The 14,561-nt window shown below is 30.4% G+C and carries 14 protein-coding genes; 8 read left to right on the top strand and 6 right to left on the bottom strand.

From position 1 onward, the window contains the following. Positions 1-334: 334 nt before the first annotated feature. From B6K90_RS17765 to B6K90_RS17755, 3 genes are all read left to right on the top strand, one after another. Positions 335-2,047, top strand: a complete 1,713-nt coding sequence (locus B6K90_RS17765) for an ABC transporter ATP-binding protein (protein WP_088014105.1) — start codon at positions 335-337, stop codon at positions 2,045-2,047. 286 nt (positions 2,048-2,333) lie between these two features. Next, a complete protein-coding gene (locus tag B6K90_RS17760; protein ID WP_088014104.1) occupies positions 2,334-3,017 on the top strand; it encodes a hypothetical protein in 684 nt (227 codons plus the stop codon). 8 nt (positions 3,018-3,025) lie between these two features. After that, the gene (locus B6K90_RS17755) at positions 3,026-3,697 is read left to right on the top strand and encodes a hypothetical protein (protein WP_088014103.1); all 672 of its coding nucleotides are present in this window, start codon (positions 3,026-3,028) and stop codon (positions 3,695-3,697) included. Positions 3,698-3,774: 77 nt separating this feature from the next. On the opposite strand, the gene B6K90_RS17750 is transcribed toward B6K90_RS17755, so the two are convergent. Continuing rightward, positions 3,775-4,686, bottom strand: a complete 912-nt coding sequence (locus tag B6K90_RS17750; RefSeq protein WP_088014102.1) for a bifunctional helix-turn-helix transcriptional regulator/GNAT family N-acetyltransferase — start codon at positions 4,684-4,686, stop codon at positions 3,775-3,777. A gap of 218 nt (positions 4,687-4,904) precedes the next feature. On the opposite strand from B6K90_RS17750, the gene B6K90_RS17745 reads away from it, so the two are divergent. Beyond that, the gene (locus B6K90_RS17745; protein ID WP_088014101.1) at positions 4,905-5,651 is read left to right on the top strand and encodes a TerC family protein; all 747 of its coding nucleotides are present in this window, start codon (positions 4,905-4,907) and stop codon (positions 5,649-5,651) included. A gap of 62 nt (positions 5,652-5,713) precedes the next feature. Here B6K90_RS17745 and B6K90_RS17740 read toward each other — a convergent pair whose 3' ends face one another. The 3 genes from B6K90_RS17740 to B6K90_RS17730 form a co-directional block, all read right to left on the bottom strand. Beyond that, entirely contained in the window at positions 5,714-6,349 is a 636-nt protein-coding gene (locus B6K90_RS17740; RefSeq protein ID WP_088014100.1) for a FusB/FusC family EF-G-binding protein, read from the bottom strand. A gap of 148 nt (positions 6,350-6,497) precedes the next feature. Next, complete coding sequence (locus B6K90_RS17735; RefSeq protein WP_088014099.1) at positions 6,498-6,761, bottom strand: CD3324 family protein; 264 nt, start codon at positions 6,759-6,761, stop codon at positions 6,498-6,500. A gap of 306 nt (positions 6,762-7,067) precedes the next feature. After that, positions 7,068-7,970: a LysR family transcriptional regulator gene (locus tag B6K90_RS17730; RefSeq protein WP_088014098.1), complete on the bottom strand. Its 903-nt coding sequence runs from the start codon at positions 7,968-7,970 to the stop codon at positions 7,068-7,070. 522 nt (positions 7,971-8,492) lie between these two features. Between B6K90_RS17730 and B6K90_RS17725 the strand changes: the two genes are divergently transcribed. Then, positions 8,493-9,179 (top strand): response regulator transcription factor, encoded by a 687-nt coding sequence (locus B6K90_RS17725; protein ID WP_167555417.1) that lies wholly within the window; start codon positions 8,493-8,495, stop codon positions 9,177-9,179. Positions 9,180-9,258: 79 nt separating this feature from the next. On the opposite strand, the gene B6K90_RS17720 is transcribed toward B6K90_RS17725, so the two are convergent. Together B6K90_RS17720 and B6K90_RS17715 are read right to left on the bottom strand one after the other, a co-directional pair. Continuing rightward, positions 9,259-10,023 carry a DUF2935 domain-containing protein gene (locus tag B6K90_RS17720; protein ID WP_088014096.1) on the bottom strand — a complete coding sequence of 255 codons (765 nt, stop codon included), beginning with the start codon at positions 10,021-10,023 and terminating at the stop codon, positions 9,259-9,261. A gap of 226 nt (positions 10,024-10,249) precedes the next feature. Continuing rightward, the gene (locus B6K90_RS17715) at positions 10,250-11,446 is read right to left on the bottom strand and encodes a M20 metallopeptidase family protein (protein ID WP_088014095.1); all 1,197 of its coding nucleotides are present in this window, start codon (positions 11,444-11,446) and stop codon (positions 10,250-10,252) included. A gap of 371 nt (positions 11,447-11,817) precedes the next feature. On the opposite strand from B6K90_RS17715, the gene anmK reads away from it, so the two are divergent. The 3 genes from anmK to B6K90_RS17700 all read left to right on the top strand — a co-directional run bounded on the left by anmK (position 11,818) and on the right by B6K90_RS17700 (position 14,554). After that, positions 11,818-12,966, top strand: a complete 1,149-nt coding sequence (anmK, locus tag B6K90_RS17710; protein ID WP_088014094.1) for an anhydro-N-acetylmuramic acid kinase AnmK — start codon at positions 11,818-11,820, stop codon at positions 12,964-12,966. 11 nt (positions 12,967-12,977) lie between these two features. After that, positions 12,978-14,072 (top strand): DUF871 domain-containing protein, encoded by a 1,095-nt coding sequence (locus B6K90_RS17705; protein ID WP_088014093.1) that lies wholly within the window; start codon positions 12,978-12,980, stop codon positions 14,070-14,072. 176 nt (positions 14,073-14,248) lie between these two features. Then, positions 14,249-14,554: a PTS sugar transporter subunit IIB gene (locus B6K90_RS17700; RefSeq protein WP_088014092.1), complete on the top strand. Its 306-nt coding sequence runs from the start codon at positions 14,249-14,251 to the stop codon at positions 14,552-14,554. Positions 14,555-14,561 lie beyond the last annotated feature (7 nt).

Below are 14,561 nucleotides of genomic sequence, written 5' to 3'. Positions count from 1 at the left end.
CAAGTTATCCCCCTTTATGGTAAATATATCCAGTGACACAAGTTGAATCGTAACACAGTAATCTTAAAAATAAAATACATTTTATTTAGAATTTACAAAATATTTAAAAGCACAATTCGACATTTGAACTATTAAATAAGAAATAGAATCAGTACATACTTTACTAAAATATGAGACAATCTGTCTTTTATACTTGTTTAATAAAATTCAGTTTTTCAATATTGGAGTTAGTTAGTTGGAAAATTCTGAAATGATAGCACACTTAAATTACATATGGTAAGGTATTAACATCTAACAAACTAGATTATTCAAATAGAATTGAGGTGGCCGTATTTTGATTAAACGCTTTTTTAGTTATTATCGCCCGCACAAAAAGCTATTCTATATAGACTTTTTCTGTGCATTATTAGTAGGTTTAATGGAGCTAGGATTTCCTTTAGCGGTGTCTTGGTTTATTGATCAGCTACTACCTGAAGGGAATTGGAGTAAAATTATCTCAGTAAGCATAGGGCTTTTACTACTGTATTTAGTAAGCTCTGGTATGCAGTTTGTCGTGAATTATTGGGGCCATAAACTTGGTATTAATATTGAGACTGATATGCGACGTGAGTTATTTAATCATGTTCAACGTCAATCTTTCCGATTCTTTGATAATACGAAGACTGGTCATATAATGAGCCGTATTACAAACGATTTAATGGACATCGGTGAATTAGCTCACCACGGTCCAGAGGATTTATTTATTGCGATTATGACATTCATCGGTGCATTTTGGATCATGCTAACAATTAATGTGAAACTCGCATTAGTGGCGATCATAATCGTTCCATTTTTAGTTTGGTTAATTTCATATTCAAACATGAAAATGAATACCTCCTGGAGTAAAATGTATGGCAATATTGCAAATGTAAATGCACAAGTTGAAGATAGTGTTTCAGGCGTAAGAGTAGTTCAATCTTTTACAAATGAACAATATGAAATGAAACGATTTAATAAAAATAACCAATATTTCCGTAAAACGAAACTAAAAGCTTATAAGGTAATGAGCGTGAATTTATTAGGAATCTATGTATCTACTCGATTAATGACACTTGTTATTTTAGTTTTTGGAGCATGGTTAAGTTTTACAAAAGTTTTAACATATGGAGAATTAGTAGCATTTATTTTATATTTAAATATTTTATTTAAACCGATAGATAAGATAAGTGCTTTACTTGAATTATATCCAAAGGGTATGGCCGGTTTTAAACGTTTTACGGAATTGATTGATAATGAGCCGGACATTGTAAATACTCCTGATGCAATTGAAGTAGCAAATTTAAGAGGGGATATTAAGTTCAAAAATGTTTCTTTTGGTTACGAAAATAAACGTAGAATCTTAAATGATCTTTCCTTCTCTATTGAGTCTGGTAAAACAATAGCCTTTGTAGGTCCTTCAGGAGCTGGGAAAACAACAATTTGCTCATTAATTCCAAGATTTTATGATGTTTTAAGTGGTGCGATTACAATTGATGGAATCGATATTCGCAACATGACGAAAGAATCATTACGATCAAATATCGGAATCGTACAACAGGATGTCTTTTTATTTACTGGCACATTAAAAGAAAATATAGCTTACGGTAAGTTAAATGCAACCGGTGAAGAAATTGAAGAAGCAGCTAGAAAAGCCCATTTAACTGATTTAATTGCTTCATTGCCTGATGGTTATGAAACTCAAATAGGTGAAAGAGGATTAAAGCTTTCAGGAGGACAAAAACAGCGATTAGCAATTGCTAGAATGTTTTTGAAAAATCCACCAATCCTAATATTGGATGAAGCTACTTCGGCATTAGATACAGAGACAGAAGCAATTATTCAAGAGGCATTGAATGATTTATCAAAAAATCGAACAACACTAGTTATTGCCCATCGATTAGGCACAATTAAAAAAGCAGATCGAATTTTAGTAATCACTGAAGAAGGAATTGCTGAAGATGGTACTCATACAGAACTGCTATCACAGGAAGATGGAATTTTTGCTAGACTTCATGCTCATCAAATTTAACACAAAAAACATTTTTTAAAAGAAGGTGTTTTGTATTGATTGAAAATTTTACCGGTAAAGAGTACAGTTTAAATGGTAAAATCATTTATCCTTATATTACGAAAAGTTATTTAGGTTTTGTGTAGATATAAAAAGTGGGGCAACGTATATTTTTTACGTTGTCCCTTTGTTGTTCATTTTGTAATAATAAGTACAGAGTGTATTTGTAAATTTTTCATAGTAAGAAGATGTCATTATAGTAGGAGAAAAATTAACAATGAGTAAGTAATCTACAAAAGATAAAGAAATGAATTTAAAACAAATACTTTCTGCGCTAAAAAAAGAGGAATTAATTACAATCATTCTAGATTTAGCAGAAGAATATGAAGAAATTGAAAAAGGCTTATTATTTAATTATTCATCGAATGAAGACATAATAACGAGTAGTAAAAAATTAATGAAAGAATCTATCAAACAATCTAAATATCGTGAGTTTATTTCATGGAATAAATTAGACGATGCACTACAAGGTGTATATATGACGTTAAATAAAGCGAGGCAAATGCTTTTGGAAGAAGAGCCTGATGTAGCAATTTCATTATGTTTAATTATTCTTCCAGAAGTATTAGATATGTTGAATTATAGTGATGACTCTGGAGGCTACATAAGTCCCGTTGTTTCTAATAGTTTGGAGATTATTAATGATGCAGTATATTTTGTAAGCTATTTAGATGAAAAACAACAAGAGTCGTTTTTTACGAAGATATTAATAGAGGCGGAGCATTCACGTTACGATGATTGGAATGAATGGAGATTTAACTTATTAGAGAGCTGCATACATTTTTGTAGCATTGAAAAATTAAGAAATAAACTTGAAAATCTATTAGAAAAACTGTTAAGTGAAATAAAAGGCAATTCTTGGAGTGAAGATTATAATAAAGAAAATATAAAGTTACTTCAATATCAAATATTGAACAATTTGATGGAATAGATCATGCAATGCAGTTCGTTTATAAAAATGTAAAGTTAAGTGAATTTAGAGAAAAAGCTATTGATAACTTAATTCAATCGAACGATTATTTAGAGGTATTGAGACTTTGTGAGGATGGAATTATTGAAGATCAAAAATACAGTGGACTAGTTAAAAAATGGAAACAATATCAATTTGTTGCCTACGAAAAGATTGAAGATAAAAATAAACAATCTGAGTTACTTTTAGAATTTATTTATGATGACGATTTTGAGTATTATTCGAAGCTGAAAATGCTTTATCATCCAAATGAATGGCCTGGCATTTTGGAAGAAATTTTAGCTGAATTAGAAAAGCAACGCTATCTTCCTACTATCTATGTACAAATTCTAATTGAGGAAAAGATGAGAGAAAAATTACTTCAATATTGTAAAACTCACATTTCATCAATTAAAGTACTGTATCCTCATTTAGTAGAAGATTATTTGGAAGAAACAAGGGGGATATTTAAAACATTTATTGAAGTAGAAACAGAACAAGCAACTGATCGAAAAATGTATAAAAAAGTTTGTAAAACGATTGTAGAATTTAATAAAATTTTTGGTAGCCAATATGCTTATGAGATTATAAGTAACTTTAAACAGAAATACGTTAAAAAACCAGCATTTATTGATGAATTAGGCAAATTAATAATAAGTTAGACTGATACGTTTTTGAAGGTCAATCCATAAATCAAATTAATTGAATTATGGGTTGACCTTCTTTTAAGATATACTATTTATGATAGGACTAAATCCCATCTTTCCTCAATTAACTCAGTTCCAGTCCATTCGAAATTAGGTTTCTCTTCAGTTAAAGTAAAGTTATATTTTTTATAAAGATAACGTGCAGTCTCTAATATACTTACAGTCCATAAAAATACATGTCCGTATTGATTTTCCTTACAAAAGTCGAGAGTTGTTTCGATTAGTTTTTTACCGATTCCTAATCCTTGGTATTTTTCATCTAATACAAACCATCTAAGCTGTGCTACTGATTCGTTTGCCTTTGTAATAGCAATTGATCCGACGATTTCTCCATTTACTTCTGCGACCCAAAGTTCTCCTCCATTATGATTCAGTAAAAATTCGCTTAACCCTTTCATTACATAATATTCAAATACACGTCCAAATTGATAAGTTGTACTATAGATCTTTCCATGAATATAAGCAATATATCCAACATCGCCGGGTTTAAAGGGTCGAATTGTTATATCAGGAATAGATATCTCATTTAATGAGAAAATTGATTCAATTGTTTCCATTGATTTTACTAGCTCTTTTACTTCAGTGGGAGAGAGGCTTTGAATCATACTTTCTACTCCAATGTTCGCATCATTAACCAATTTATTGTAAATTTCGTTTCCTTTATTCGTTAAATGAAGAGTATATTGACGTTTATCTTCAGGAGATTGGATTTTTGTAATGATGTTTTCGTCATCGAATCGTTGAATAATGCGACTTAAATAACCACGATCGATACCGAGTTTTTCGATAATATCTGTAGCAGTACATCCGTTTTTTTCGTTGATTTCTGTAATAATTCTGGCTTCGGTTAATGGAAAAGGGTGATTATATATTTCTTGATCAATTTTTCCTAATACATTAGCATAATGTCTGTTAAATTTGCGTATTTTTTCAACATGATTCATATTTTTATCCCCTTTAATATTCTGAAATTTTAGACTACTAATAATATAAACTAAAATAGTTGACTGGGTCAACTATTTTTGGAAGGGTCATTTAAAAGTGGAAATGGTGAAAATTGTACTAGAATATTCAATAATTTGGATAAGGAATTATTAAAAAAGGGAATATAATTAAAAAGTAGTTAACAATAGGTTAAAAATAAATTAAATAGGGGGAAAAGATGGAACTATCTTTATTATTAGAGTACGGGTGGGTATTAATTATTCTAATTTTATTAGAGGGCTTACTATCAGCTGATAATGCACTAGTGCTGGCTGTTATGGCAAAACATTTACCAGAGGAACAACAAAAGAAAGCGATAAATATTGGTTTACTTTTAGCTTTCATTTTTCGAATCGGTGCCATTTTTATTATTTCATTTCTCTTCAATGTATGGCAGGTTCAAGCGATCGGAGCGGCCTATTTAATTTTTATAGCATTAAAGCATTTACTTAAAAAGCATGATAATGATAAAGGAAAAAAAGAAAAAAGCTTTCGTATGACAGTTGCTCAAATATCATTAGCAGATATTGCATTTGCGATTGATTCTATTTTAGCAGCCGTAGCGCTAGTAATTGATCTGCCGAATACAAAAATAAGTAATATAGGTGGCATGGATGGTGCCAAATTTATAGTCATTGTTATTGGAGCAATTGCAGGATTAATCGTCATTCGCTTTGCAGCAGGTATTTTTGTTAAATTGCTGACAACACGTCCAAGTTTGGAAACTGCGGCTATGCTTTTAGTTGGTTGGGTAGGGGTTAAACTATTAATGCATACTTTGGCACATCCTTCTCTCCACATTATTTCACATCATTTCGTTGAAGGACCAATCTGGAATACAATTTTCTGGTCAGTCATGCTTTTAATCGCTTTAGGCGGTTGGTTTCTTTCTAAAAAGAAATCGACAGATACTAACGTAGAATAAATAAAAATTAATAGAAAAATCGCTTAGAATTGAAGCTCTAAGCGATTTATTATTTTTCGTTACTATTTAACTAACATAATAAAATCATGCAGTTTATCTAGCGACATAATATTTTGATTGCATACTTGACTATCCTTGCAAATATAATTTCCTCTTTGTGTAAAAGTACCTTCAATTTTTCCTTTTGTTTTTGTCATGAATAACCCTAAGTCTCCATATTTATTACAGATTGTGCAGTTTCCTCTTTTATTTATAGGATTAAAGGTACCCTGTAAACCAATTAGTTTATCTTCTAAATATGTGACAATAAACTTTGAATTAGAGCCTAAATCGTCCCATCCAATGTATGTTGTCTCAACTAAATCAAAATTTTTTAATAAAGGAAGCTTCAATTTTTTCGCTTTAGGAAATAGCTTTTTGATGGTTTGTTCCGATACTTCTTTAAAAGGAATTATATAAGGCTTTAGGCGGTTCAGTAAAACATCTGCTTGGTCCGAATTTTTAATTGTTCCAATTGGACTGAAAAGACTATGTTGCTCTTCAGTGAGGTCAGGAAATAAACTTAGTATTTTATCATTAACTAGTGAATGTAAGGCATTTAAAACAGTTTTATCATTTACAGTAGAATGTCCGTTTGTTAAGACTTGAAGCTGATGTTTAATAAAATTATATTGTTCCGTTCTAATAAAAGGTTTCATTTATATCACTCCTAATTTGACAGGAAAGTTCGATTTATAACTTAACATCTTTAATTTACATCAAAAAAGTGGGTTTTAATATGTTGAGTTTATTTATGAAACAAAGTTGCCATAAAAAAACACTGATTTAAAATCAGTGTTTTTATATTTATTTAGTATATACAATTTTTTTTATCGTTTCGACTGAGAGAAAGTATTCTTTAGCTAATTGCTCAATTGAATGTCCATTTTTAAATGCTTCTTTTATCGCTTTATTTCGATTATCAATTAGCTTTCTTGTACCTGAAAGGGAGCCCCATTTTTTTTGAACTTTTTCAGATTTTGGAATATAAAGTGTTTCTCCCTGTACGTATTTTTGTATTTCCAATAATAACTTTTCAGGTAAAATAGCAGTTGCTTTTATATATGCCATCTTTGCCAGCCCCTTATTCTTATTTAGTAAATAAGGTGCAAAGCCGTTGAATCAGAACTGCTTACTTGGGCGATTAGTTAAAACCTACCCATGCAAAGTATCGCCTTTCTAAAACTAGGCTTTGCATGGGATGCTGATTTATCTGACAAACTAACATTATTTGTCATAATAGATCACCTCCTAAAGAAATCATGAAAACTTTTTATTTATTATAAATTATATTTGCTTGGATTGCATTGGTTACTTACGAATTAAATGAAAAAGGAATAGAAAGCCTTATAGATGGATTGTTCCTATTCCTTTTCATTATTTATTTAACTGAAATAATATGTGCTTTATAATCTCACTGGATGAGCTTGATAACCCATGTTCTCGAGAATAAATAGCCCATATATCCTGATATATGTAATTCGTTTCGTCAGTATAAGTAATCGGTATTACCTTAAGTTCATCATTACGAAATGTTGGATAGTTTTTTACTGTAAACTCATGAATAAAAGAAAAACCAGCACTTTCCTTGACGACATTTAAGAGTAGTCTAGGATTATTTGTAGTTAAGATGACATGATTAGTAATACATTTTGAAAACTTTTTTACTATGCTATTTTTTGTATTTTTTAAGACTGCTATTTTCTCGTTATTTAAATCTGCAGGTGTTACATATTCATAGTTGAATAATTTAGAATTTTTTCCAACTACAACACCAATTCTTGCACGATTAATTAACTTTTTACCTAATTTTGGATATTTATCTAGTTCTTCTTTCTCTATTGGTAGGAAGCCAACATCATAACGATCTGGATTAAAACTTTTTAGTAACTGCTCTTGAAGCATTTCTTCAACGTCAATTGAGATTTGAGGATTTTCTAAATTGAAGTTCGTTACTGCTTCTTGAAAAATATCAAAAAATGCAGTTGCTGCGACGATCTTTAACTGTTTTTCTTTTTTTATATTTAAGCTAAAAAGTTCCTCGTTTAATTGCTTAATATTCGATAATATATTTATTGCCTTCGTAATAACAATATTTCCTTCGGGAGTAGGAGTAGTTCCTATTCTGGAGCGATTAAATATTGTTATATTTAATTCTCTTTCTAGTTGTGAAATAGATTGGCTTATCGCTGATGTAGAGATATATAACTTTTCGGCAGCTTTAGATATTGATTTTTCATTTGCTACATAAACAATATACTCTAATTGTTCGAAATTCATAGTAATCTCCTAATAATAAAAAATTCTAATACATAAAAACCTAAAAGATAGTGGACATGGTTGGTTAAAAAAATCTAGTAATTTCATTAATTTAGAGGAGCTAATAAAATTATATTGTGGATACGGTATGAAGGAACACTTAAAATAAGAAAACATTTTAATGATACACCTTTTTTACTGGAAAATCTTGTGCATAGTTGTATTTATATTATTAAAATAATTCTTAAATTTTGTTCATATTCTCTTTTTATTTAAAAAGCAAGAAGTTGAAACGTTACAAAGTAAAATTTTTCCTGGGGAAAATTATAGTAATAAAAAAATATCTGTACATAAATATCATAATATAAGACTGTAAGTTTTTGAAACCTTTATTTTAACGTTTTAGTTTAAATTTTAATAACAATAATCTTTTGTTTAAGAAGTACTTAACTTTAATTTCAAAAATATTTAATTTATTTAATTAATTCAAATATGTACAATACAAATGTTGCTATAAAAAATTGCAAATTGGAGGTGGCAGTAATGTTAGCAAAATTAATTACAAATCATCCAAGAAATAATAATACTGTTATTTTTGTTGAGAATTCACTTTTCGTCGCTGGTATTCGCACGATATTAGAATTTAATCAAATAAATGCTATTAAAATTAATTTAGAAGATAATTTTTCTTTCCAGGAAGTAAGTAATTCAATTCTTATAACTCAAGTTTCAGGAGAAGAAATGGTAAAGCGTGCAAGAAGTATAATGTTACATGATGATTCTTCGAAAATAATTACCATTAAAAACTCTTTGGACTTTTATGAAATAGATCGTTTATTGAAAGTAGGAGTAAAAGGTATTTGTTTAACAGATGTTGACGAAGCATATTTAGTGAATACTGTTAAGCTAGTACAAAGTGGACAATTCATGGTAGATAATCGCTTTACAAATGAATTGATAAAAGAATACAAGTATCTTAAGGATAACTCAATCCATTTTATGCCGCCCAATGATTCATATATAAAAGAGTTGCTTACGAATAGAGAATACGAAATACTTCACCTTTTAGTAAAGGGGTTTTCTAATATTCAAATTGGTAAGGAATTATTTATTTCAAATAAAACGGTAAAAAATCACGTCGCCAATATTTTAATGAAATTAGACGTTCCAGATCGCTTAAATGCAGTAATAAAAGTAATCAAAAATAACTGGATTTCAATAAAACAATAGTTTAATTAAAGTAAAATAGCACTCTATTTAACACATAGAACATATTGCGTGTTAAATAGAGTGCTTTAATTTTCATAAATTAATTATTAATGGATGCAGATTCTTCTAATTTTTTTAAGAAGTACATTTCTTCTCTGTACATATGATCTGCCATTAATGCAGAAAAGTTACTCAACATTTCGCTTGAAATATCTAATTCTTCAATTTCTTTTAGAAAAATTTGAAATAGCTGAATTTCTAATTTTACGTCTTGATTCATCTTTTTTAATGCAGGAAATGTACTTAGTTTTGTACGTAAATATCCGGTTAGTTCTACTGCTTTAAGATAGAAGTGTTCAAAATGCTTTGTAAATTCGTGACTTTTCTTTCTTAGCATATTTTCTGTACTATCGAGATTAGTATAAATGGCATCTGCATGACCTGCCGCATCAAGCACCCATAATAAATGATGATGAAGTTCATTGAAGATAGGTGGGATTTGATTTTGTTTTAAGTAGGATAGTACTAATAAATATTCTTCCAATTCATTAACCATATGGTTTAAAAATGTAGGTGTTAAGTAAATCTTAAAATTAGCGTCAGTAATATGTTTCGTTAGCAATGAAAGTTTAAATTCGCGCAGAGCTAAGGCACTTTTTTCTGCTTGAATTGTAATTTCGTTCATATTTTCATTGTTGTTTACCCTAGTAAATAAATTATTAAAAATTACGTAAAATGATTTTGCAATCTTTATTTCTTCCTCTTGCTTTGACGGCAAAGCATCCAATATAAAATGTGAATGATCTCTTAACACATGCAACCAAAACGAATGCTCAAAATTGGCAGTTTGTACAAAATCTGGCATATAATCCCCCCCTATAAACTCTACAAAGTAATTATATTAATGAATGTCCAAAAATATTAAATTAGAAGCAGGAAGTGTTAGAAAAGGCAGTGGATATCTGGAGTATCTTTAGTTATTTCTAAGATTTTTTTGTCTAAAGAGAGGTATAGTTTTAATGAGAAAGGATAGAGCCAATATATGAAAAAAAGTGAAAACATTGTTCAATCAATGATTTCACCTTTTAGGTCTATTGTTTATTAAGGGTTGTATCCGTTAATAGTTTAAATACTGATCGTGCCATTAGTTTTACACCGATTTTTATTGCGTCTTCATCGACCATAAATTTTGGGTGATGCCATCCATACATTATATCTTTTTCTTTATTTCCAGAGCCTAACCATATATAACAGCCAGGGACTTTTTGTTGATAGAATGAAAAATCTTCTCCGCCCATTGTCGATTCTGCTGTCACAACATTTTCTACTCCGACTGTTGAGATTGCTGCTTCTCGTACAACTGAAGTAACTTTCGAATGATTAAATACGGGTGGCAGTAATACTTGATAATCTATTTCTACTTCTCCTCCTAGTGAATGTACAAGGTTTTGAACTAGTGTTTGAAAGTTTTCTTGAATTTGCTTTCGAATTGTTTCATTAGAAGTTCGAACTGTGCCTTTTAAAACTGCAAATTCAGGGATTACATTATTAGTATTCCCAGACTGAAACGATCCAACAGTTATGACAGCAGATTCTCTTGGAGAAATTGATCTGCTAACTAGTGTTTGTAGAAGGTTGACCACTGAACTACCAATCACAATCGGATCAATTGCTTTTTCAGGAAGTGCTGCGTGACCGCCTTTACCTTTAATCTTAACTGTAAAATCATCTACACTAGCCATTAGGAAGCCTTCTTTAATTCCAATCGTACCAACTGGAAGGTCCGGCATATTGTGAAGTCCTATAATTGATTTTACATCGTTAAGTAAGCCTTCAGCGATCATTTCTTCAGCGCCACCTTCAGATTCCTCAGCAGGTTGAAAGATCAATCGAATCGTACCGGGAAGCAGGTGCTTTAATTCCTGTAAAATAAATCCAACTCCTAGTGCAATAGTAGTATGAACATCATGTCCACACATATGAGCGATTCCGTCAATAACTGAACGAAATGGTAAATCAGATTCCTCTTGAATTGGAAGTGCGTCAATATCTGCTCGGAGTGCAACAATCGGCCCTGCGTTGCCACTTATTTCGGCGGCAGTTCCTGTTTGACTATTCAACTGTATATTTTTGATATTAGCTTTTTCTAATTCTTGATTTATAAATTTCGTTGTTTTGAATTCTTGATTACTTAATTCTGGATACATATGCAAATGTCTACGTATTTCTAATAGTCTTGTAAAATATTGATCTGCTAATTCATCTATTTGTGTTTCTAAATGGTTCATTTTAAATTCTCCTTATTTGAACGATAAGTTTTTTTTGTTTATTATGTAAAGCATTGTATAATTATTCTATTGTTCGTTCAATACTTTTTTACTAGTTACGATTTTTTATAAGATAATAAATGACTATTTTATCAATGTAATCAACGGTTTTTTAGATATGATATTAGATAAAATTTTATTATTGAATATTTTTATGGAAGATGGTGAAATGAGTAATAATGCATTATAGGAGAATTTTCCTACTTACTAATTTCTTAAAAACATTAAAGATTTCTTTTTGAAATTTCTAAATAAACTTTCATTCTTTTCTTTTACAAATTTGAAATTCTGTTTTAAGGTATTATTAATAAAAATATGAAGGAGTGAACGAATTGGGATATGCAGTTGGATTAATGTCAGGTACATCTTTAGATGGAATCGATGCAGCTTTAGTAGAAATCACTGGATTTGGACCTGAGACAGAAGTAAGATTGATTGATTTTATGACGGTTCCGCTTGAGGAAGGCTTATTAAAAGAAATTCAAGATGCTATTACACTTGTTTCTTCAAACGCTCAGCATTTATGTAGTTTAAACTTTAAGCTTGGCTATGCTTTTGCAGATGCAGTAAAGCAAATTTGTAGTAAAAACGAATTTTCATTAGATCAACTTGAGTTTATCGGGTCGCATGGTCAAACAATTTATCACCAACCTGAAGCTGAGGGGAATTTCATTCAATCTACATTGCAATTAGGGGAGCCGGCGGTTATTGCCTATGAAACAAAAACGAAAGTTGTTTCTAATTTTCGAGTGATGGATATGGCAGCAGGTGGGTATGGAGCACCTTTAGTTCCTCATTCTGAGTTATTACTTTATAAAAGTAAAACGAAAACTCGTTTACTACAAAATATTGGTGGGATTGGTAATGTTACAATCATTCCAAGGAATTCTACAATCGATGATATAGTAGCCTTTGATACGGGACCAGGAAATATGATGATTGATGAAATTTGTAAGCACTATTTTAATGTGCCATATGATGCAAATGGTGAATTGGCTGCTAAAGGTAAAGTAAATGAGAGATTACTAGAAAGATGTATGAGTATTCCTTATATTTTAGCACCTATACCTAAAACAACAGGAAGAGAGTTATTTGGTACACAGTTTGTTGATGAAATATTAGAAGAGTTTAGTGATATTTCACCGATTGATTTAGTGACTACAATGACGATGTTTACTGCAAAATCAATCGCTGAAAATTATAAAAAGTTTATTTTGCCGAACCATCCAATTGACGAGGTAATTGTAGGCGGCGGAGGTAGTCATAATAAATCGCTTCTACACATGCTTCAAGAATTATTAGGTGAAGATTCGAAAGTATTAGTACAAGAAGATATTGGTTTTTCTTCGGATGCAAAAGAAGCAATTGCCTTTGCGATTTTAGCAAATGAAACTTTAAATGGTTTACCTAGTAATGTACCTGGAGCAACAAAAGCAACTCGTTTAGTTGTTTTAGGAAATATTACACCAATACCCTATTAGGAGGATTAATCGTGAAAAAATTAGGAATTTCAATTTACCCAGAGCACTCAACCGTTGAAAAAGACAAGGCTTATATTAAATTAGCTCATCAATATGGTTTTAAACGAATTTTTACTTGTTTATTATCAGTAAATGGTGATAAGGAACAGATTTTAAAAGAGTTCAAAGAAATAATTGATTATGCAAATAGTTTAGAGATGGAAGTAATTGTTGATATTGCCCCTCGAGTATTTGGCACACTGGATATTTCATATAATGATCTATCATTTTTCGCTGACTTAGGAGCTCATGGAATTAGACTTGATATGGGGTTTACTGGGAATGAAGAGTCCATTATGACTTATAATCCTTATGGATTAAAAATTGAAATTAACATGAGTAATGCTACGAAATATTTAGAAAACATATTAGCCTATAAGCCAAACCAGTCTAATTTAATTGGATCTCATAATTTTTATCCACATCGTTATGCAGGTTTAAGCTATACACATTTTGTAAAATGTAGTGAAGAGTTTAAAAAACATGGTATTCGTACAGCAGCATTTATTAATTCACAAGCTGCAACATATGGACCTTGGCCTGTATCAGAAGGACTTTGTACTTTAGAAATGCACCGTAATTTATCAGTCATAACTCAAGCAAAACATTTATTTTATTCAGACTTAATTGATGATGTTATTATTGCAAATGCTTATGCATCCGAAGAAGAGTTCAAACAGCTTATGGAACTTAATGAGAATGGTAAAGACTTATTTACACTAACTATTGACTTACATGATTCAATCACAGATTTAGAGAAAAAGATTGTTTTAGATGAGTTTCATTTTTATCGCGGGGATGTATCAGATTACTTAATTCGTTCAACCCAGTCTCGCGTTAAATATAGAGACGAAGAATTTAAACCTACTTACACACCACATATTCGTAAAGGTGATATTTTAATAGAAAATGAATTATATGGTCAGTATAAAGGTGAATTACAAATAGCTCTACAAGATATGGAGAATTCAGGGAAAACGAATGTAGTAGGACGTATTGTTGAAGAAGAAATATTCCTACTAGATTTCTTACATCCTTGGAGTAAGTTTCAGTTTAAGGAAAATTAAATGATAGCTATTTAAGAAGATGTAAAATTTTTTTTTACATCTTTTTAAAATTTTATTTCATTTTTTATTGGAAATAATTGAAATTTTATTTTATTAAGAATATAATAGCTTCATAGAAAACGTTTTCAGTTTTTTGAATCTTTTATTTTTTAAATTAAAACTAGGAGGCTAAGAGTATGAAGGTATTATTTGTATGTGCAGGCGGAATGTCTAGTGCGATTGTTGTAAACGCTCTAAAAAAAGAAGGAGAAAAGAACGGATTAAATTTAGATGTATTAGCAGTTGGAACTCAAGAGTTTGCTGAGGAAGTTAAAAATGGTTGGGATGTAGCAATGGTTGCTCCACAAGTAAGACACCGATTTGATGGTTTTAAAGCTTCATCTGACGAGGCGAATGTACCTTGTGCTGTTATTCCACCACAGGCGTATAGCCCACTTGGAGGTCCTACATTATTAAAATTAGTACAAGAACTAGTTAAATAGTTTAATA

Source organism: Gottfriedia acidiceleris (genome assembly GCF_002128425.1).
Classification (GTDB): domain Bacteria; phylum Bacillota; class Bacilli; order Bacillales; family Bacillaceae_G; genus Gottfriedia; species Gottfriedia acidiceleris.
The sequence above is the reverse complement of the archived record's forward strand: the minus strand, read 5'-3'. Positions and strand labels throughout refer to the sequence as shown.

Coding starts and splice junctions, on each gene's coding strand:
- B6K90_RS17755 (WP_088014103.1), top strand. CDS start 3,026: ATGCAGTTCGTTTATAAAAATGTAAAGTTAAGTGAATTTAGAGAAAAA.
- B6K90_RS17760 (WP_088014104.1), top strand. CDS start 2,334: ATGAATTTAAAACAAATACTTTCTGCGCTAAAAAAAGAGGAATTAATT.
- B6K90_RS17720 (WP_088014096.1), bottom strand. CDS start 10,023: ATGCCAGATTTTGTACAAACTGCCAATTTTGAGCATTCGTTTTGGTTG.
- B6K90_RS17740 (WP_088014100.1), bottom strand. CDS start 6,349: ATGAAACCTTTTATTAGAACGGAACAATATAATTTTATTAAACATCAG.
- B6K90_RS17750 (WP_088014102.1), bottom strand. CDS start 4,686: ATGAATCATGTTGAAAAAATACGCAAATTTAACAGACATTATGCTAAT.
- B6K90_RS17715 (WP_088014095.1), bottom strand. CDS start 11,446: ATGAACCATTTAGAAACACAAATAGATGAATTAGCAGATCAATATTTT.
- B6K90_RS17730 (WP_088014098.1), bottom strand. CDS start 7,970: ATGAATTTCGAACAATTAGAGTATATTGTTTATGTAGCAAATGAAAAA.
- B6K90_RS17700 (WP_088014092.1), top strand. CDS start 14,249: ATGAAGGTATTATTTGTATGTGCAGGCGGAATGTCTAGTGCGATTGTT.
- B6K90_RS17735 (WP_088014099.1), bottom strand. CDS start 6,761: ATGGCATATATAAAAGCAACTGCTATTTTACCTGAAAAGTTATTATTG.
- B6K90_RS17725 (WP_167555417.1), top strand. CDS start 8,493: ATGTTAGCAAAATTAATTACAAATCATCCAAGAAATAATAATACTGTT.
- B6K90_RS17745 (WP_088014101.1), top strand. CDS start 4,905: ATGGAACTATCTTTATTATTAGAGTACGGGTGGGTATTAATTATTCTA.